Below are 19,522 nucleotides of genomic sequence, written 5' to 3'. Positions count from 1 at the left end.
TATCATAATTTAGTTGATTTTATGAGCCAAAATCAATCGGAAACGTTTTTAATTCAAGCTACAAGAAAAAGAGGAAACAAAGTTCCTCTTTTCATCGTTTCATTTACGAAAGATTATTTTTCTGTAAGTGCAGCCAATCCTGGCAATACTTTACCTTCAAGGAGTTCCATTGATGCTCCACCACCAGTAGAGATCCATGAGAACTTGTCTGCACGACCAAGGTTGATTGCTGCGGCAGCTGAGTCACCACCACCGATGATTGATTTCACGCCTGGTTGTTTCACGATAGCGTCCATCACACCGATTGTACCAGCTTGGAAGTCAGGGTTTTCAAATACACCCATTGGTCCGTTCCATACAACTGTTTTCGCACCAGTCAAGGCTTCGTCAAACTTAGCGATAGATTTAGGACCGATATCCAAACCAAGGAAACCTGGGTCTACTGCTTCACCTTCAGTGTCTTTCACTTCAGTGTAATCAGCAAATGCGTTTGCTTCTTTTGAGTCAACTGGTAAGATCAATTTGCCGTTTGCTTTTTCAAGAAGAGCTTTCGCAACATCCAATTTGTCTTCTTCAACAAGTGAGTTACCAATTTCGATACCTTGAGCTTTGTAGAATGTGTAAGTCATCCCACCACCGATAAGAACTTTATCAGCTTTTTCAAGCAAGTTTTCGATAACACCGATCTTGTCTGAAACTTTTGAACCACCAAGGATAGCCACGAATGGACGTTCTGGAGCTTCAACAGCTTCTTGGATGTAGGCAATTTCGTTTTCAAGAAGGAATCCAGCAACAGCTTTTTCAACGTTTGCTGAGATACCAACGTTAGATGCGTGTGCACGGTGAGCTGTACCGAATGCATCGTTTACGAAGATACCATCTCCAAGTGATGCCCAGTATTTACCAAGTTCAGGATCGTTTTTAGATTCTTTCTTGCCATCAACATCTTCGAAACGAGTGTTTTCAACCAAGAGAACTTGTCCATCTTCAAGAGCGTTAACAGCGACTTCCAATTCAGCACCACGTGTAACACCTGGGATAAATTTAACTTCTTGTCCCAATTTAGCAGCCAAGTCAGCAGCTACAGGAGCAAGTGATTTACCAGCTTTGTCTGCTTCTTCTTTTACACGACCAAGGTGAGAGAAGAGGATAGCACGTCCACCTTGTTCAAGGATGTACTTGATAGTTGGAAGAGCTGCAGTGATACGGTTGTCATTGGTAATCACGCCATCTTTTACAGGAACGTTGAAGTCAACACGAACGAGAACTTTTTTCCCTTTCAAGTCAACGTCTTTAACAGTCAATTTTGCCATTAGATATGACTCCTTCTTTTTTTATACGTGTTAATTATATCACAAAATCAACAAAAGAGATAGCAAAACCCTAAACTTTTCGAGTTCTTTATTGCAACTGAAACTAGTATTTTTTAAATAAACTCTAAAAAGACCTCATCAAATAAGTAATTAAAACAAGGTTTGACCGATCTGCAGTCAAACCTTATTTTTAGTTTTATATGAGAAGATCCAAGAATTCTAAATCCGATTAATCTTCTCTCTTTTTCAAAGCTACAAGTCCATAGGCACTCATTACTCCGAGGAGTCCCAGCGCTACTAGGCTAGCATCTCTTGTCGCTCCCGTATTTGGAAGCTCTTTACTTACTTCTTCAACTTTTGCTGGTGTTGCTGAGAGCGCTTGATCCCTTGTTTGTGAGACTTGCTCATCTTTCGTTCCAACTTCAACAATTTCTGGGATAGCTTCCTTAAGAACTTCAGTTGAACGAAGGGTCCGTTTGCCTTGGGCATCTACTTCTACAAAGCGACGAACTTGGCCTTCCTCTCCTTTTTGGACAAGTTGACGTTGACCTTTGAGGAGGGCTGCATTTGGTCGTTCCTGATGTTCGAAGTCAAGTGGTTTTTCTTCAATTTTAAGAGTTGGTTTCTCGTGAACTAGATCTTTTACACCTTCAGCTGGTTGGTTTCTTGAGAGAACTTTCGTTCCAACTTCGGTAATTTCTGGGAGAGCTTCCTTGACAACTTCAGTCGAACGAAGGGTCCGTTTGCCTTGAGCATCTACTTCTACAAGACGACGAATTTGGCCTTCCTCTCCTTTTTGGACAAGTTGACGTTGACCTTTGAGGAGGGCTGCATTTGGTCTTTCTTGACGTTCAAAGGCTGTTGTTTCTGTTTCAACAACCAGTTCAGGCAAAGCCTCTACTGTAGGAGCTCCTTCGTTAGGATCCATGCTACCAACATGATGGCTTTCTTCTACAGAGGCTAGTTGCTTGTTCAGCTTTTCTTTCATGTCCGCAAATGCTTGAGGAGTTGGCGTTTGTGAAGGTAATAAAGCTTCTGCTTGGGCAATCAACTCATCTTGAGAATCTTTTTCACGAAGGGTTTCGAGCAAGCCTTCCAATTCTTCTCTAGCGGTCTGATAACGTTGATTTCCATCCAAGTCTGTCCCTGCTTGTTTCAACTCATTCAAAGCCTGGTTGACTTCTTCTTGACTAGCATTGTGGTTTTCTGCTACAGTTTTCGCTGCATTGAGCTTCTCTACTAGTGCTGCTTGTTTGTCCTCACTAGAGAAGGTGTAGGCAAGGGTTGACTGACGGCCTTGGGCAGCAGTAATTTCTTGTTTGAGGTACTCATCATTGACTGCAGCCTTTGGAGAAACCAAGACATCGAACTCAGCTGTGTGCCCCTTGTAATGCAGGGTCAAGGTCTGGCGTCCAGTCTTCTGAGCATCGTAGCCCGTGATTTCAACACCTTCATCAGTAAAGCTGTGAGTTTCTTCTGTCTCATCATCATAGAGAACTCCGAAGCGACCTTCTGCAAGATCAAGTTGCTCTCCTACTAGATAGTCCGTTTTCGGTTTCTGAGTAATGTACAGACCTGCTACTTCTTTCGGCTTCCCTTCATCTTGACCTGTCACTTGTACTTTTAAGTCACTAGTAACTGGAAGTCCAAGGTAGCTAACTGTGAGCTTCTGTTCCCCTTTTTGATGAGCGTCGTAGCCAGATATAGTCACACCTGAGTGAGTAAGGTTAACCAGCTCGTCGGCTTGTCCCCCTTCGTATTGAATACGGAGTGTTCCGCCTCTGAGATCAAGTTTTTCTCCCTCTTTGTAAACCGTCTTTTTAGGTTCTTTTTCCAGGCTAACCGCAGCAATTTTTCTCTCATCCTGCGGAATCGCTACTGCCAAGGTGTTACTGATTTCTTTGCCAGGTAGTTGGGTACGATAGTAGAGGAGAGTTGGTTGCTTGTCAAAGCCCAATGGAGCTGTTGCCAGATCACCACCAGTTTCAGATTTCAAGGTTGCAATCGGTGTTTGTGAATCCGCCTTGTCGTAAACGGTGATGGTCGCGCCTGCTGGAACATCAGAGAAGCCTAGTTGAACTTGATGGTTTCCAAGTGAACGGGCAGCTACCTTAGCCATTGGAATATTTTGACTTTCTGTGTCCAAGGTTTCGTACATCTTCCAGTTGTAGATACGAATGGCCTTCCAAGGTGTTCCGTTATCAGATGTAATGACATGCAAACGCCAGTCTTGGGCAGTGATTGGTTTGTCAAGAGTGATATCTGTAACGTGCGCTTTATTGCCACGGACTTCCTTAGCTAGTTTCCACTCGCCATCTGTATCCTTGTAGTAAAGATCAAAGTCCTTGGTATTCATCAAACCATCGTTAACAGACTCACCACCAGCTCCCGCATGATCCATGACCCATCTAACAACGGTACGTGACTTGGTCAAACGTATATCCACACTACCGCTCAATTGTCCTGAAGACCACTTGTCTGATAGACTTGTAATCGTACCGTTCAACATGCCTTCGATACCTTCTCCACCTTCAGTATTTGGGAAAGTGCTACCGACAACAGTTGCCCCTGGAACAATATTTTCAGCCAAAGGTCTTGGGAGAGTCGTATCTTGAACTGTCATCCCCCAGTTAAAGGATGCTGTCGCCGCCTCAGAACGGAGTCCATTTTTACCAACTGCAACGACTTTCAATTCCTGAGTCGTACCAGTCGCATTAGCAGAACGGCTAACTTTTGGCAAGTAGATGGTTGAAGCAGATGAACCTGTCAACAAACGCCAGTTGTCCCCGTCTTTTTCGTAGACTTCATAGAAATCTGCATCTTGGTTACCCGAAAATTGAACCACTGCTTCAGCTTCTTGGGCATTCTTAAGAGATTGCTTCACCACAGAGAGACCTGTCGGGGCTTGAGGTGCTTGGTTATTGTCTGAAATGGTTAATTGACCTAGGTTGAACTGATAATCTTTTACAGCACCTTCATGTTCGAAGAAGAGTTTAACTGCATAGATGGTTTTACCTGCTAGTGAGCTAAGGTCAATTTCTTCATTTATCCAGTTGTCAGAAAGGGTCAGTTCTTTCCATGCATCTGCATCCTCAAATTTGTAGTCTGGAGTCGTAGAGAAGGCCATATAAACTTTCGAGCCTTTTCCTCCCTTATGGGCAACCCGAAGTTTGGTTTTCTCCGTTACTTCTAGTTTAGTAGAATACAAATTCACATCTTGGTCTGTCTTACCAGCTACATCACCTGAGAATTTAAGGGAATTTCCGCCATTGTAGGCATCTGTAAAGTCATATTCTGCACGAAGTTTTTCCCCCGTTGAAGTCTGCCACCAGCGCCATGTTGGCAAGACACCTGAAACAGAACGGTAGTTCCATTCAGAATCCTTAGAAACTTTGCCGTCTACAAACCACTTTCTACCATGACCTGTATTAAAAGAGGTCGTGAAGGTCCGACCTACTGCTGGAGTGCGGTCCGCAACTAAATTAGCAATTCCATACCACTCTTTGTCCGCTGGTTTTTGAGCCGTTGGATCTCCTTGGTAGCCTGTAAAGAAGATGTCTTCGTTCTTGTGGTAGTCTTCTCCTGTTTTCCCTAGACTAGTAATCGTATCTGGTGCAAAGAGTCCAAGTGACAAACGCAACTTGCCTTTTTCATCTAAGAGGGCATCCCATTTGACTTTTGTCTTATAAGAACCACCTTGTTGCAATTCCAAGCCTGCAAAGACATCATATTGGCTACGCTCTAGCCATTTAGCCATCTCTACAGAATGGTCATTCTTTTCCTTGTTCCAGTTGAAGTTGGCAAAGAATTGATCGGCAGGGACCTTATCACCTTCTTTTTGCATAAACTGGTAGTTGTAATCGCCTAGACCATCTTCGTGGTAACGACCATATTTGTAGGTCATGGCATCGTACCAAGCATACTTGATTGGATGGTTGACTTTAGCTGCGTATTCTTTTGTATAGAGCATGAACTGGCGCATTTTTTCACCAAGAGGTTCTACCAATTCACCCGTTGTTTCCTGGTTGATGAAATAGCCATCAAAACCATAGTACTTAGCGAGATCGACAAGTTTTCGTGCGATAGGGAAGGTGCCATCTTCATCTTGTTTCAAGGCAGCGGCAAATTTCTCTTGGTCGGCAATGCTGTTTGACCAGTTGAAGAAAAGTGTTCCATAAACGGGAACTCCGTTGCGGTGCCCTGCATCAATGACATCTGGAGTTGGGACTAGGCCTTCCCAGAAGACCATTGAATCCAAGTATTGCCAGTAGTCAAAAGCATAGGCCTTGAATTCCTCTCCACCGACAGAAGCGTGGTCTTTGGCCTTTGAATTGGTATTTGCTAGTGCTTGAACCTTGGCTCTTCTGCTTGCTTTTTCATTAACCAGCTGGCCTCTATGGCGCTTGGCAAGCTCAACTGAGGAACGGTTAATGGAGTCGTCCTCACGCGCACCCGGTTCCCATTTCAACAAATCATCCCAAGTATCAAACTTGATTTCTTTTGGTCGGAGGCTCTTCTCTTCATTTTTAGGAACGTCTGCTAAACTTGGTTTGTCGGCTTTATTGTCAACCACTTGAGGAGCTTCCTCTGGTTTGACTTCTTCTTTTTCAGTTGGTTGAGCAGGTTTTACAGCTTTATCTGCCGGAGCGGGTTTTGCATCTTCTTTTTCATTGACCAAATCAGCTATTGCTGGAGTGTTTTCTGAAATTGGTTGCTCAGCTACTTTATTCTCTGTTTCCGATAATTGTTTTTCGATAGCTGCGGTGTCTGGTTTAGCTGTTTCAGGGACAGCGACCTGTTCGGCAAGAGCTGGACTTGCGAATAGAGCTGATCCAATCATTAAGGAACAAGCCCCGATTGACAACTTACGAATACTGTAACGGCAACGTTTTTCAAAAAATAGATCTTTCATCTTATCCTCCTAATAAAATATAAAGTAAGCGCTTCACTCTTTTGATAAAAAGTAACTGTTCTCAGTGCACACCACCAGAACAGGATCATCTTCATTTTATCTTATATGAAAGCGTTGTCAATCTTTTTGATAAAAAAACTATAACTAGGATAAGAAACGGTTTAATTTGGATATAATCCTTGCAGACATTTATACTTGAGGTAAGAACTCTATTTAAGGAAGAAATTTAAAAAAGTTAGCGATTTCTTACTAAAATATCAAGAAAACACTTGTGGGATTTCCTATTATCCTTTAAAATAGAATAGGAGAAATTCCGCGATTATTTTTCGGAGGAAAAAGAAATGTCCATTAATTGGCAGGAAATTTTATTTCACTTTTTAGGAGGTCTAGGACTGTTTTTATACAGTATTAAGACCATGGGAGACGGTTTGCAACAAGCTGCTGGAGATCGCCTTCGTTTTTACATTGACAAGTACACTAGCAATCCCTTTTTAGGTGTCCTAGTCGGGATTGTCGTGACTGCCCTCATTCAGTCAAGTACAGGGGTTACAGTTATCACGGTTGGGCTGGTCAGCGCTAGTCTTCTCACTCTTAGACAGGCTATCGGAATTATCATGGGAGCCAACATTGGAACCACCGTTACTTCCTTTATCATCGGTTTCAAGCTTGGCGAGTATGCTTTGCCCTTGATTTTCCTTGGAACCATGTTCCTCTTCTTTACAAAAAACAGAACAGCAAACAACATCGGGCGCATCCTGTTTGGTGTTGGGGGAATCTTCTACGCCCTTAACCTCATCAGTGCCGGTATGAGCCCACTTAAAGATTTACCACAATTCAAGGAATATATGGTAACCTTGGGACAAAATCCTATTTTAGGAGTAGTAGCCGGTGCAGTGATTACCGTCCTCATTCAGGCCTCTTCTGCGACAATCGGGATTTTGCAAGGTCTCTATGCAGGTAACTTCCTTGACCTTAAAGGTTCACTACCAGTTCTCTTCGGGGATAATATCGGGACAACCTTAACCGTTATCATCGCGGCAGCTGGAGCCAATGTCTCTGCAAAGCGCGTTGCAGCAACCCACGTTACCTTTAACGTTCTAGGAACTATTCTTTGCTTAATCTTATTAGGCCCCTTCACTGCTATGATTGAGTACTTCCAAGCACTCCTTCACCTCTCACCTGAGATGACGATCGCCTTCTCTCACGGTGCCTTTAACGTAAGTAACACCATTGTACAATTTCCATTCATCGGAGCCTTGGCCTACTTTGTAACCAAGCTCATCCCTGGTGAAGACGAGGTTGTCAAGTACGAGCCTCTTTATCTCGACGAACAACTTATCCAGCAATCTCCTTCTATCGCTCTAGGAAATGCCAAAAAAGAACTTTTGCACTTGGGGAACTATGCAGCAAAAGCTTTTGACCTTTCTTATAACTATATCATCGGTTTGGATGAAAAGGTAGCTGAAAAAGGGCACAAGACAGAGGAAGCCATCAATACCATCGATGAAAAACTTACTCGTTACCTCATTCGACTCTCAAGCGAATCCTTGAGCCAGAAAGAAAGCGAAGTGTTGACCAACATTCTGGATTCATCTCGTGATTTGGAGCGGATTGGAGACCACGCAGAAGGCTTGCTCAACCTAACAGACTACCTCCAACGCAAGGATGTTCATTTCTCTGAAGCTGCTCTAGAGGAATTAGCTGATATCTATCAAAAAACTACTGCATTTATCAAAGATGCCCTTGATAGTGTGGAAAACAATGATATCGAAAAAGCTCAGAGTCTGATTGAACGCCATAAAGAAATCAACAATATGGAACGCGTTCTCAGAAAGACCCACATCAAACGCCTTAACAAGGGTGAGTGTTCTACACAAGCTGGAGTCAACTTTATCGACATCATTTCCCACTACACTCGTGTGTCTGACCATGCTATGAACCTAGCTGAAAAGGTCATTGCTGAACAAATCTAATAACCAAAAAGCTATCCTGAATGGGATGGCTTTTTTGTCTCCTCTTCAAGAATTTCTTTTGGAGCATATAAAAAATGCTTTGATTCACAGTGGAATCAAAGCATCTTAAAGAGTTCTCCAAACATAATGGCAGAAACTGCAGTGCCCCTATACTTGGCTTCTTCTCTTTTGATAAAGCGCGCCAAGTTGAGCAATTCAGGTGCTGGGTGTTTGGGATTGATGAGCAATTCACGGGTGACCAGTCCTGAGAGACGGACTGCTAGTAATTGCTCATTTGTAGTGGGTAGTTTTTTAGCAGTCTCTAGGAGAGCAGCAACTAAATCGTCACTCAAACCCTGACGAGCATGGTTGTAGAGATCTCTTATAAGGTTTTCTAGGTTTGGTTCTGCCATCCCGACCACCTCCCTTATGCTTAATAATGTTTAATCAAATCAACCGTTGAACGGTCCAATTTTTTCACCAAGGCTTGCAAGAAAGCTTGGGCTTCTAAGAAGTCATCCATCGCGTAGAGAGTTTGGTGAGAATGGATATAACGAGCGCAGACACCGATAGTTGTAGATGGGACACCACCATTTTTCAGATGAGCTGCTCCAGCGTCTGTTCCACCTTTTCCACAATAGTATTGGTACTTGATGCCAGCTTCTTCAGCCGTTGTCAAAAGGAAATCCTTCATACCTGGGAGAAGCAAGTGACCTGGATCGTAGAAGCGAATCAAGGTTCCATCCCCAATCTTGCCTTGACCACCATAAACATCACCAGCAGGTGAACAGTCAACTGCCAGAAAGACTTCTGGGTCAAACTTGGTTGTGGAAGTATGAGCGCCACGAAGGCCAACTTCTTCTTGGACATTGGCACCAAGATAGAGTTCATTTCCGAGCTTTTGGCCTGACAGAGCTTCTGCAAGCTCGCTTACCATGAGAACACCGTAGCGGTTATCCCAAGCTTTTGAGATGATATTTTTTTCATTGGCTGTCAAGATAGCGGAGCTATCAGGGACAATGGTGTCACCTGGACGGATGCCAAAGCTTTCTGCCTCAGCCTTGTCCGCAAAACCACCATCAAAGACAATGTCCGCAATGGCTGGCATGGTTGGTCCACCCTTTCCACGAGTCAAATGTGGAGGGACAGATCCTGAAATCACTGGGATTTCACGACCGTCGCGAGTAAAGAGTTTAAAGCGTTGGCTGCTGACCACCATAGGGTTCCAGCCACCGATTTCAACGACACGGAAAGTACCATCTGGCTTAATCTCGCTGACCATAAAACCAACTTCATCCATGTGAGAAGCGACTAAGACGCGTGGTGCATCCGCAGCTTCTGAATGTTTAATTCCGAAAATACCACCCAAGCCATCTGTCACCACTTCATCCACATGCGGTGTCAACTTTTCACGAAGATAAGCACGGACAGGCGCTTCATGACCTGAGATCGCAGCAAGTTCTGTTACTTCTTTGATTTTTGAAAATAATGTTGTCATATCAGTTCCTTCTTTCTGTCCTCCATTTTACCACTTTTTATAGGAGAAGGATAGTGGGAAGGTAGATTGGTTTTTACTAGTTTATCCTATAAAATAGAGGGGCAGATATTATTTCAGGAATTTTTCTTTCTTTTTACATTAAATTGTCAGAAAATTTATTGACAGATTAAAGAAATCATGCTAAATTATCTCCAAGGGTATTTTTATACCAAATCTACACGAAAGGACAGGGTATGAAACTTTCTCATTATTTAACTGGCTTACTTCTACTCCTGATCTTTCTCTCTATCAGCATTGGAACCAGTGATTTTTCTTGGGAAAAATTCTTTGCTTTTGACCAGCAGACCTGGCTTCTCTTTCAAGAGTCACGTCTTCCAAGAACCATCAGCATTCTCCTAACAGCCTCTAGTATGAGCATGGCGGGACTTCTCATGCAGACCATCACCCAAAATCAGTTTGCTGCTCCGAGTACAGTCGGAACAACAGAAGCCGCTAAACTGGGAATGGTGTTAAGCCTCTTTGTCTTTCCGTCTGCGAGTCTGACCCAAAAGATGCTCTTTGCTTTTGGCTCATCCATTTTATTTACCCTCTTCTTCCTGGCCTTTATGACTCTTTTTTCTATAAAGGAAAGGTGGATGTTGCCTCTGATCGGGATCATCTATAGTGGGATTATTGGGTCTATCACAGAAGTTATCGCCTATCGTTTCAATCTGGTTCAGAGTATGACGGCCTGGACCCAGGGCTCCTTCTCCATGATTCAGACCCATCAGTATGAGTGGCTTTTCTTAGGCCTCATCATCCTGATAGCCGTTTGGAAATTATCCCAAACCTTCACCATCATGAATCTAGGCAAGGAAGCCAGTGAGAGTTTGGGCATTTCTTACTCCCTACTTGAAAAGCTGGCCCTCTTTCTAGTGGCGCTAACGACAAGTGTCACCATGATTACCGTGGGTGCCTTGCCATTTCTCGGGGTCATCGTTCCCAATCTTGTCCGCAAGCGCTATGGAGATAATCTGAGCCAAACCAAACTCATCGTCGCTCTGGTCGGCGCCAATCTGGTTCTGGCCTGCGATATCCTCTCTCGAGTCTTGATTCGGCCCTATGAACTGTCTGTCAGTCTCCTACTAGGAATCATTGGTAGCCTCGTCTTCATCCTACTTCTCTGGAGAGGGGGACGAAAAGATGCAGTTTAAAAACAAACATACCAAACTCTTCTGGCTTCTCATTATTCTGGCCATCGGAGCTTATCTTCTCTACTTTTGGCCCTTCACCCATCTGTCTGCCTTTGCCTGGAAGCTACGTTCCCAAAAAATCATCGTTTATCTTTTGGTAGCTATCGCGACAGGGATTTCGACCATTAGTTTTCAAACTCTGACGGAAAATCGCTTTCTAACGCCAAGTATTTTGGGAATCGAATCCTTCTATGTCTTGTTACAAACCCTGCTACTGATATTTGAAAGCAAATTTCTACAGCTTGGAAAGTCTCCTATCTTAGAATTCCTAGTCTTGCTTCTGCTTCAATCCCTCTTCTTTCTCGCCTTACAAGGTTACTTGAAGACGCTGATGAAGCAAAATCTGGTTTTCATTCTGCTAATCTGCCTAGCCCTGGGAAGTCTCTTTCGAAATATCAGTACCTTCCTCCAAGTTCTGATGGATCCAAATGAATACGATAAACTGCAGAACAGTCTCTTTGCCTCCTTTCAGCATCTCAACACTTCCATCCTAGCCATCGGTTCTCTGATCATCCTCGCTTTGACAATCTTTTTCTTTCGAAAAGCAGTCGTTCTGGATGTCTTGCACCTGCAAAGAGAAACGGCTCAGATACTGGGACTAGATGTTGAAAAAGAACAGAGAGAACTCCTCTGGGGCATCGTGCTCTTGACCTCAACAGCCACTGCCTTGGTAGGGCCTATGGCCTTCTTTGGCTTTATGCTGGCCAATCTCACTTACCTGATTGTCAAAGATTATCGGCACAAGTTGCTCTTTATCGTAGCCATTCTGATTGGATTTATTAGCTTAACCTTGGGGCAAGCCCTCATCGAACGAGTCTTTGCGCTGGAAATTCGCATCAGCATGATCATCGAGAGTGTGGGTGGTCTCTTATTCTTTATCTTACTTTACAGGAGTGCGCGTCGGTGAAACTGGAAAACATTGACAAATCCATTCAAAAACAGGATATTTTGCAAGATATTTCGCTTGAAGTCAGTCCTCAGAAACTGACAGCCTTCATTGGTCCAAATGGTGCTGGAAAATCAACTCTTCTCTCCATCATGAGCAGACTGACCAAGAAAGATCAGGGAATTCTCAGTATCAAAGGCCGTGAAATCGAGAGTTGGAATTCGCAAGAACTGGCCAAAGAACTCACCATCCTAAAGCAGAAAATCAATTACCAAGCCAAATTGACCGTTGAAGAACTGGTCAGTTTTGGACGTTTTCCTTACAGCCGTGGTCGACTGAAGGCAGAAGACTGGGGAAAAATCCGAGAAACTCTGGACTATCTGGAACTGACCAACTTAAAAGACCGCTACATCGATAGTCTGTCTGGTGGACAGTTGCAACGTGTCTTTATCGCTATGGTACTGGCCCAGGATACAGACTTTATCTTGCTAGACGAACCGCTTAACAATCTCGATATCAAGCAAAGTGTCAGCATGATGCAGATCCTTCGGCGACTGGTGGAGGAACTAGGGAAGACCATTATCATCGTCCTCCACGATATCAACATGGCTAGCCAGTATGCGGATGAAATTGTTGCCTTCAAGGACGGTCAAGTCTTTTGCAAGGGGACGACTGCTCAAATCATGCAGGCTGACCTACTCAGTCAACTTTATGAGATTCCCATCACGCTGGCTGATATCAATGGCAAAAAGATCTGTATCTATAGCTAGCTATTCTGAACTCATGTTAGAGAAACCTCTGTCTCTTGGTCAATAAGCCCCAGAGACTCCCTAGATCGTTATCACATTTTAAAAAGGAGAAATCATGAAAACATCCCTTAAACTTTATCTCACTGCCCTAGCGGCTAGCTTCTTGCTCTTCCTTGGTGCATGTAGTACAAATACAAACTCAAGCGCTAGTAAGACGGAGTCAAGTAGCTCTGCTCCAACAGAGATAACCATTAAAAGTTCACTAGATGAGGTCAAACTTTCAAAGGCTCCTGAAAAGATTGTGACCTTTGATCTCGGTGCTGCGGATACTATTCGCGCTTTAGGATTTGAAAAGAATATCGTCGGAATGCCTACAAAAACTGTTCCGACTTACCTAAAAGATCTTGCAGGAAATGTCAACAACGTGGGTTCCATGGTTGAGCCAGACCTAGAAGCCATTGCCGCTCTTGAACCAGATTTGATCATTGCTTCACCACGTACCCAAAAATTCGTAGATAAATTTAAAGAAATCGCTCCAACCGTCCTCTTTGAAACAGGAAAAGAAGACTATTGGGCTTCAACTAAAACCAACATCCAATCACTAGCTGCCGCCTTCGGTGAGACAGGTACACAGAAAGCTAAGGAAGAATTGGCCAACCTAGACAAGAGCATCCAAGAAGTCGCTACTAAAAATGAAAGTTCTGACAAAAAAGCCCTTGCGATCCTCCTTAATGAAGGAAAAATGGCAGCCTTCGGTGCCCAATCTCGTTTCTCTTTCTTGTATCAAACCTTGAAATTCAAGCCAACTGACACTAAATTCGAAGACTCTCGCCACGGACAAGAAGTCAGCTTTGAAAGCATTAAAGAAATCAATCCTGACATTCTCTTTGTGATCAACCGTACCCTTGCCATCGGTGGTGACAACTCAAGCAACGATGGCGTCCTAGAAAATGCCCTCATCGCTGAAACTCCTGCCGCTAAAAATGGTAAAATCATCCAACTAACACCAGACCTCTGGTATCTAAGTGGTGGCGGTCTTGAATCAACCAAACTCATGATTGAAGACGCTCAAAAAGCTTTGAAATAAGCGAGAAAACCCAATATCAGGTGATGTTGGGTTTATTTTTCTTCTCGATTTCGTCTGAGGGAAAAGTGGTCTGGGACGAGGTCCTTGCCTGTTTTCGACCAGGGGTGACAACGCAAAATCCGAGCCAAGCCCATCAAAACACCCTTGAAGCCATGTTTTTCAATAGCCTGAATCATGTAGTTGGAACAAGTCGGCTCAAAGCGACAAGAAGGTGGAAAGGCTGGTGAGATAAAACGTTGGTAAAAGCGTACTGGGGCTATTAAGATTCGTTTCATTATTTCTTGGTTACAGCCATGGTGTGTAGTTGGCTGATTTCTTTTTTATTGAGGCGACGGGCTTCACCTGGACGGAGACCAGTCAAGTCTAGGTGTCCAAAACGTGTCCGAGACAACTTATCCACTTGAAGACCGACGGCTTCAAACATCTTTTTAACCTGATGATTACGCCCTTCATGGATAGTCAACTGTACCACAGAGCGATTTTTAACTGGATCCACTTTGAGAATTTCATAAACAGCTGGCTTGGTTTTCTTGCCATCAATCTCAAGACCACGGGTCAAGGGGCGAAGATTTTCTTTGTTGGCCACACCTTTAACACGCGCGACATAGACCTTGTCAATCTCATTACGGGGGTGAATCATCTCATCCGTAAAGTCACCATCATTGGTCAAAATCAAGACACCTGATGTATCCCAGTCCAAACGTCCAACTGGGTAAATGCGTTCTTTGACATTAGGCAAAAGGTCGACAACAGTCTTGCGACCCTTGTCATCTGTCACACTGGAAATCACTCCACGTGGTTTGTTAAGCAGATAGTAGACTTTTTCTTCGTTGTAGATAGGTTGGCCTTCTACTTCGACCTTGTCACCTGCCTTGATAGTCGTTGCGAGTTCACGTACCACTTGGCCGTTGACCGTCACCAAGCCTTGCTTGATCAGCTCTTCTGCTTTTCTCCTACTGGCCACACCTGCGTGGGCAATATATTTATTGATTCTCATCTTCTTCTATCCTTTCACCAAATAATTGGCTTTCTTGGGCTTGAATCTCAAGCTCATCAATCACTGGCAATTCTTCTAAATGGTTTATCCCCATGTAGTCTAGGAAATAATCCGTAGTCACATAGAGATTAGGGCGGCCCAAAACTTCTTTTTTCCCGTCTTCCTTTATCAAATCAAAAGCCTGCAACTTTGCCAAAGCTCCACTAGAATTGACCCCACGAATAGCATCAATCTCAATTCGGGTAATCGGTTGCTTGTAGGCAATGATGGACAAGGTCTCAAGGGCAGCCCGAGACAAGCTCTGGTTGATGGGCGCCTTGGAGTATTCCTTCAAAATCGCTGCAAATTGAGGCTTGGTGACCAATCTGTATGCACCACCTGTCTCAATCAGAGCCAAACTGGAATCTGGGCCCTTTTCATACTTCTGGGCTAATTTTTCTAAACTCTGTTGGATGCCTGTCGGGGGAAGCGAGAGGAGTTCAGCCAACTGACGAACCCGAATCCCATCTTCACCTGCTACAAACAAGAGCGCTTCTATTTCTGCTAAAGTACTCATCTTTCCTCTCTATCAAGTCTAGCTTTGTGCCTCTTGATTTTCTTCCTTCTTTTCCATAAGATAGATATCTCCGAAACTCTCCTCTTGCACGAGAATCAGCTCCTGAGTTTTGATTAACTCTAGGGTTGCCAAAAAGAGAGTAATGACCTCTTGGACATTCTGGGCTTCCTTGAACAAATCCTGCAAGCGCAACTGTTCTCGTCCAGTCAAGGACTCTTTTACGATGACCATCATGTCCTCAATCTTATACTCATCCCGCAAGATGGTTGTGTGGTTCTGAGCGAATTCCTCTTTTTTCTTGGCTAGGATATTTGAAAAAGCCAAAAAGAGGTCAATGGTCGTCTTGTCATGCACAAGCTCCGCATCTTCGTAAATCAACTCTGTCGGCGCTTTGGAATAGTACTGAGCCCGATCTTGGTGCTTAGCCTCCAAGTGCTCACCCAAGAGCTTGAACTTGCGGTATTCTTCGATTTGAGAGAGAAGATCCTGCTCTAGGTCATCCTCCAAGTCTATCACTTCAGCTACCTTTGGCAAGAGCTTGCGACTCTTGATCAGCATCAGCTGACTAGCCATGACCATATACTCGCCCGTCACTTCCAGACGCATGGCCTGCAGAGTTGAGACATAGGCTAGGTACTGTTCGATGACTTCTGTGATGGGCACATCGTAAATATCCATCTGATACTTAGAAACCAAGTGCAAGAGCAGGTCTAGGGGCCCTTCAAAATCTTTTAATTTAATATCCATTATCTATATTTTTCTAAGGTCAGGACTGTTTTTAATCCTAATTTTTTTGCAATTTCGTACAAATCGACCTTGTTTTCTATTTGTCTTAGAATGAACTGTTCCCGCAAGGCTTGGGCTGATAAGGTTGGAAAACCTTTCTCCTTGACAAAGGACTCTAGCTGACGAAAGGCCCACTGACGAGAATAAGTTTTCCCACCCCTTTCAAAGAGATAGATCTGCCCCATCAAGGGTTCTAGCTCTGGAATCAAGGTCGTGGGTATGGTGACAATCCTCTGTTGGGAAGCCTTGTTAATTCGCAACACCTGAAAATCCAGATTGATATCCGCAACCTTGAGGGCTAAAATCTCACTTGGCAAGAGCCCTATTTCCAAGATAAGAAGCGCCAGCAAGCGTCCTTCTGGATAATTACTTTCCTGCCAAAAAGAGTCTAGGTCTAGAATCTCTGGCTTTTCAGTCTTCTTTTCAGCTTGTTTGGCTAATTCCAGACGGTAAAAACTGTCCACTTCTCCTTTTCGATAGAGAAAGTAGAGAAATTGGTTACAGGCCGAAAGTTTTCGCTTCTGGGCGCTGATTTTTAGATTGGCTAGCTGGGCTTGGTAAATCTTAAGGCCGGTCTCAGAGATCCGCTCACCTGTAATGTCTAAAAATTGCTCCAGATCATACTTATAGGACTGCTTGGAATTGGCAGACAAACCCTGCTTTCCCTCTAAAAAGTCTGAAATCCTCTCTCTCATTTGCATCGAATCTCATATTCCTTACTAAAGTCATGCAAGAGAGCATTAACGGCCTTGAGGATAGACTTGCGCGTGATGATTCCTTGGAAAATCCCTTCATCATCTACCACTGGCAAAAAAGGTTCATCCACTAGTTTATGGAGGACTTCAGTGATGTTATAGTCAGGAGCGACGACTGCCACATCTGTCTTAGTCATATTGACGATGTCTGTCTTTGCCATCTGTTCATCTGTCAAACCTTGCTCCATTTGATAAGCCAAAATGTCTCTCAGACCAATGGTTCCGACAAAACGTTTGTCAAAGGTCACAACAGGGATACGGGTATAAGTGATTTGGCTCAACACTAAAATCGCATGATCAGCATTATGGGTATCAATCAAAGCCGCTAGATTCTCAGCAGGGGTAAGAAAAGTCTCTTCCTGCTCCAGTAAAAATGCTTCAAATTCCTTGGCAATCATCGAGCAAACTCCTTGGACAAGCCTGGATAAACCTCATGATCACGTGTCAAAAAGTCTACTTTGAAATAGCTGTCATCAATCTCCACACGGGCATAGAGGCATTCTCTGATGGTTCCTCGTGGTTGGCTGATGGATCCTGGATTGAGAAAGAGTGTTTTGCCTTCCATCCAAGCATTTGGTACATGCAAGTGACCATAGAGACAGATATCGGCATCTTCTTCCTGAGCCCAGTAGTCCAACTTTTGAAAGTTGAAATTGATATCAAACAAGTGTCCATGCGTCTGGATGATCTTGGTCGGACCAAGTTGAGTCACCAAACGTTCTGGGTAGCCAGCATAAAAGTCCATATTTCCTTTGACGACATGAATGCCTTCCCAGAGCGGAGAGTCTGGACGGAGTTCTGAGTCACCATCGTGAAAAATGGCATCAACTTTACCCAGATAGCGGTCACGGATTTCTTCGACAATCAAGCTATCGCCATGGGAGTCACTCATTACAATGATGGTTTGCTTTGCCATGATGGAAATACCTCCAAAAGTTTCTTAACGGCTAAGGCACGGTGGGATTGGCTATTTTTTTCTTCCAGGGTTAATTCAGCTGAGGATTTGCCTGTCTCTCCTACAAGGAAGAGGGGATCATAACCAAAGCCATTTTCACCCTTGGGTTCAAAGTTAATGTATCCTGGCCAGTCAGCTTCAACAACCAAGCTTTCCTTGTTTGGACTGGCTACAACTAGGGTTGTGTGGAATTGAGCTGAACGGTCCTTGAGTTCAAAGACCATGGCCAATTCGTGCAAGAGTTTGGCATTGTTTTCACGGTCGGTTGCTCCTACACCTGCAAAACGAGCTGACCAGACACCTGGCAAGCCACCGAGGACATCGACTTTGAGACCAGAGTCATCTGCTAGCACCATCTTGCCTGTTAATTGGGAAATAGTTTCTGCCTTGAGGCGGGCATTTTCTTCAAAGGTCATGCCTGTTTCAGCTACTTCAGGCAGATCTGGATAGTCATTGAGATTTTCCACATCGTAGCCTAACTTGTCAAAGATAGCTCGGAATTCCTTGGTCTTGCCCTCGTTACGAGTCGCAATGAGCAGAGTTTCTCTAACCTTGTTAGTTTCAAAGAAGGCTTCTACATTGACTCCTTCTTTAGGCAATTCTACATGCAGGAGTTGCCCATTTTCAACCAAGAGCAGAGCTCCCTGACGTTGGATGACTTCCAGGTTGCGGCCTGCTTCGGCATTTAAAATCTCAACGATAAAGGAGAGCAGACGAAAGTTAGAAGACCAGCGCATCACTGTTATCGTAATCGGAAAGCCACTTTCCTCGTCACGAAAAATCCGCGCTAAATCCATAAAATCAAGCTCGAGAGGATCTTTGATAAGGCTATAGATGCCTCCATAGACATCCCAGGCACCGACATACCAGTCCTGGTTATCCTTGTATTCATAAATTTTGTTTGTCATAAAGTTACATGCTCCACATGAATCTCTTTTTCCAGCCATTCTGCTCCAATTTGGGCAAAACTTTGGCTATTGGCTGTTGTGTAAAAACGATGTTGAAGAGGTCCCGCATCTCGGCTACGATTGATTTCAAAATAGTTAAGCAAAACCGAGATATCCCGTACACACTCTGCCCCACTATCGATGAGCTGAACTTTGGGGCCCATGACATTCTGGATGATGGGGCGAAGGAGCGGATAGTGGGTACAGCCCAAAATCAGGCTATCCACCTTTCCGACCAAGGGGCGCAGGGTTTCATAAACCACTTTCTTGGTTACACTGGTTGACAGGGCACCAGACTCCACCAAGGGGGCAAACTTGGGACAGGCCAAACTCTCTACCTGTAAATCCGGATCCAGATCATGGATTTTCTGACGATAGATGTCTGATTGGACCGTCATGGGGGTTCCAATCACTCCGATTTTCCCGCCTTGACTGGACTTGATGGCTGCCGAAGCTCCTGGCAAAATCACGCCTAGGACAGGAATATCTAGTTGGGCCTTGATTTCTTCCCAGACGATCGCAGTCGCAGTATTACAAGCAATGACAATCATCTTGACATCCTTGGTCAAGAGAAAGTTGACCAACTGCCAAGTATATTCACGAATTTGCTCAGCAGGACGGGGACCATAGGGCGCCCGTGCCGAATCTCCAATATAGACGATTTCTTCATGGGGAAGCTGGCGCATGAGCTCACGAACAACAGTCAAGCCCCCGACACCCGAATCCAAAAAACCAATTGGTCGATTATCCATACAGTCTTCTTTCTAGTCTTTTTCTGATTGATAGTTCATCATGATTCCTTGTCCTGAAGGAACTAACCGACAGCTTGATAAAATGTCAACTGCCTCTCTCTTAATCATAATCAAATATCAATAGAATGCAAGGAAAAAGTCTTAT

The 19,522-nt window shown here is 44.1% G+C and carries 18 protein-coding genes; 5 read left to right on the top strand and 13 right to left on the bottom strand.

What is annotated here, in order from left to right; all coding sequences use genetic code 11:
• Positions 1–113 precede the first annotated feature (113 nt).
• Positions 114–1,313: a phosphoglycerate kinase gene (locus D8852_RS06875; protein ID WP_125425174.1), complete on the bottom strand. Its 1,200-nt coding sequence runs from the start codon at positions 1,311–1,313 to the stop codon at positions 114–116.
• Between the two features lie 229 nt (positions 1,314–1,542).
• On the bottom strand, positions 1,543–6,225 hold the full coding sequence (locus D8852_RS06870; RefSeq protein WP_125425173.1) for an endo-beta-N-acetylglucosaminidase: 4,683 nt from the start codon (positions 6,223–6,225) through the stop codon (positions 1,543–1,545).
• Between the two features lie 341 nt (positions 6,226–6,566).
• Here D8852_RS06870 and D8852_RS06865 point away from each other — a divergent pair, with 341 nt between their 5' ends.
• Positions 6,567–8,198 (top strand): Na/Pi cotransporter family protein, encoded by a 1,632-nt coding sequence (locus D8852_RS06865; RefSeq protein WP_125425172.1) that lies wholly within the window; start codon positions 6,567–6,569, stop codon positions 8,196–8,198.
• Between the two features lie 95 nt (positions 8,199–8,293).
• Here the strand turns inward: D8852_RS06865 and D8852_RS06860 are convergent, their stop codons facing one another.
• Together D8852_RS06860 and pepA are read right to left on the bottom strand one after the other, a co-directional pair.
• Entirely contained in the window at positions 8,294–8,590 is a 297-nt protein-coding gene (locus D8852_RS06860) for a bacteriocin immunity protein (RefSeq protein ID WP_125425171.1), read from the bottom strand.
• Positions 8,591–8,610: 20 nt separating this feature from the next.
• Positions 8,611–9,675 carry a glutamyl aminopeptidase gene (pepA, locus tag D8852_RS06855; RefSeq protein WP_125425170.1) on the bottom strand — a complete coding sequence of 355 codons (1,065 nt, stop codon included), beginning with the start codon at positions 9,673–9,675 and terminating at the stop codon, positions 8,611–8,613.
• 233 nt (positions 9,676–9,908) lie between these two features.
• Here pepA and D8852_RS06850 point away from each other — a divergent pair, with 233 nt between their 5' ends.
• The 4 genes from D8852_RS06850 to D8852_RS06835 all read left to right on the top strand — a co-directional run bounded on the left by D8852_RS06850 (position 9,909) and on the right by D8852_RS06835 (position 13,629).
• Positions 9,909–10,868 (top strand): ABC transporter permease, encoded by a 960-nt coding sequence (locus tag D8852_RS06850; protein WP_125425169.1) that lies wholly within the window; start codon positions 9,909–9,911, stop codon positions 10,866–10,868.
• Positions 10,858–11,814: an iron chelate uptake ABC transporter family permease subunit gene (locus tag D8852_RS06845; protein ID WP_125425168.1), complete on the top strand. Its 957-nt coding sequence runs from the start codon at positions 10,858–10,860 to the stop codon at positions 11,812–11,814. Before D8852_RS06850 ends, D8852_RS06845 begins: the two co-directional genes overlap by 11 nt.
• The gene (locus tag D8852_RS06840) at positions 11,811–12,563 is read left to right on the top strand and encodes an ABC transporter ATP-binding protein (RefSeq protein WP_125425167.1); all 753 of its coding nucleotides are present in this window, start codon (positions 11,811–11,813) and stop codon (positions 12,561–12,563) included. Before D8852_RS06845 ends, D8852_RS06840 begins: the two co-directional genes overlap by 4 nt.
• A 94-nt stretch (positions 12,564–12,657) precedes the next feature.
• Entirely contained in the window at positions 12,658–13,629 is a 972-nt protein-coding gene (locus D8852_RS06835) for a siderophore ABC transporter substrate-binding protein (protein WP_125425166.1), read from the top strand.
• A 32-nt stretch (positions 13,630–13,661) separates the two neighbouring features.
• On the opposite strand, the gene yidD is transcribed toward D8852_RS06835, so the two are convergent.
• From yidD to racE, 9 genes are read right to left on the bottom strand one after another with little or no spacing between them, the layout of a single operon-like run.
• Positions 13,662–13,904, bottom strand: coding sequence for a membrane protein insertion efficiency factor YidD (gene yidD / locus D8852_RS06830; RefSeq protein WP_125425165.1), 243 nt, complete (start codon positions 13,902–13,904; stop codon positions 13,662–13,664).
• On the bottom strand, positions 13,904–14,626 hold the full coding sequence (locus tag D8852_RS06825) for a pseudouridine synthase (protein ID WP_084950003.1): 723 nt from the start codon (positions 14,624–14,626) through the stop codon (positions 13,904–13,906). Before D8852_RS06825 ends, yidD begins: the two co-directional genes overlap by 1 nt.
• A complete protein-coding gene (gene scpB / locus D8852_RS06820; protein WP_125425164.1) occupies positions 14,613–15,182 on the bottom strand; it encodes an SMC-Scp complex subunit ScpB in 570 nt (189 codons plus the stop codon). Before scpB ends, D8852_RS06825 begins: the two co-directional genes overlap by 14 nt.
• Before the next feature lie 18 nt (positions 15,183–15,200).
• A complete protein-coding gene (locus D8852_RS06815; RefSeq protein ID WP_125425163.1) occupies positions 15,201–15,929 on the bottom strand; it encodes a segregation/condensation protein A in 729 nt (242 codons plus the stop codon).
• Complete coding sequence (gene xerD / locus D8852_RS06810; RefSeq protein ID WP_312023000.1) at positions 15,929–16,663, bottom strand: site-specific tyrosine recombinase XerD; 735 nt, start codon at positions 16,661–16,663, stop codon at positions 15,929–15,931. Before xerD ends, D8852_RS06815 begins: the two co-directional genes overlap by 1 nt.
• A complete protein-coding gene (gene cbpB / locus D8852_RS06805; protein WP_000560694.1) occupies positions 16,660–17,121 on the bottom strand; it encodes a cyclic-di-AMP-binding protein CbpB in 462 nt (153 codons plus the stop codon). Before cbpB ends, xerD begins: the two co-directional genes overlap by 4 nt.
• A complete protein-coding gene (locus D8852_RS06800) occupies positions 17,118–17,639 on the bottom strand; it encodes a metallophosphoesterase (RefSeq protein ID WP_001118939.1) in 522 nt (173 codons plus the stop codon). The genes cbpB and D8852_RS06800 overlap by 4 nt, the downstream gene beginning before the upstream one ends.
• Positions 17,615–18,586, bottom strand: coding sequence for a nucleoside-triphosphate diphosphatase (locus D8852_RS06795; RefSeq protein ID WP_125425161.1), 972 nt, complete (start codon positions 18,584–18,586; stop codon positions 17,615–17,617). Before D8852_RS06795 ends, D8852_RS06800 begins: the two co-directional genes overlap by 25 nt.
• Positions 18,583–19,377, bottom strand: coding sequence for a glutamate racemase (gene racE / locus D8852_RS06790; RefSeq protein WP_125425160.1), 795 nt, complete (start codon positions 19,375–19,377; stop codon positions 18,583–18,585). The genes D8852_RS06795 and racE overlap by 4 nt, the downstream gene beginning before the upstream one ends.
• Between the last annotated feature and the right edge of the window lie 145 nt (positions 19,378–19,522).

The organism is Streptococcus mitis, from assembly GCF_003942695.1.
In the GTDB taxonomy this organism is placed as follows: Bacteria; Bacillota; Bacilli; order Lactobacillales; family Streptococcaceae; genus Streptococcus; species Streptococcus mitis_BD.
Note: the sequence above shows the minus strand (reverse complement) of the source record. Positions and strands in the feature narration are given on the sequence as shown.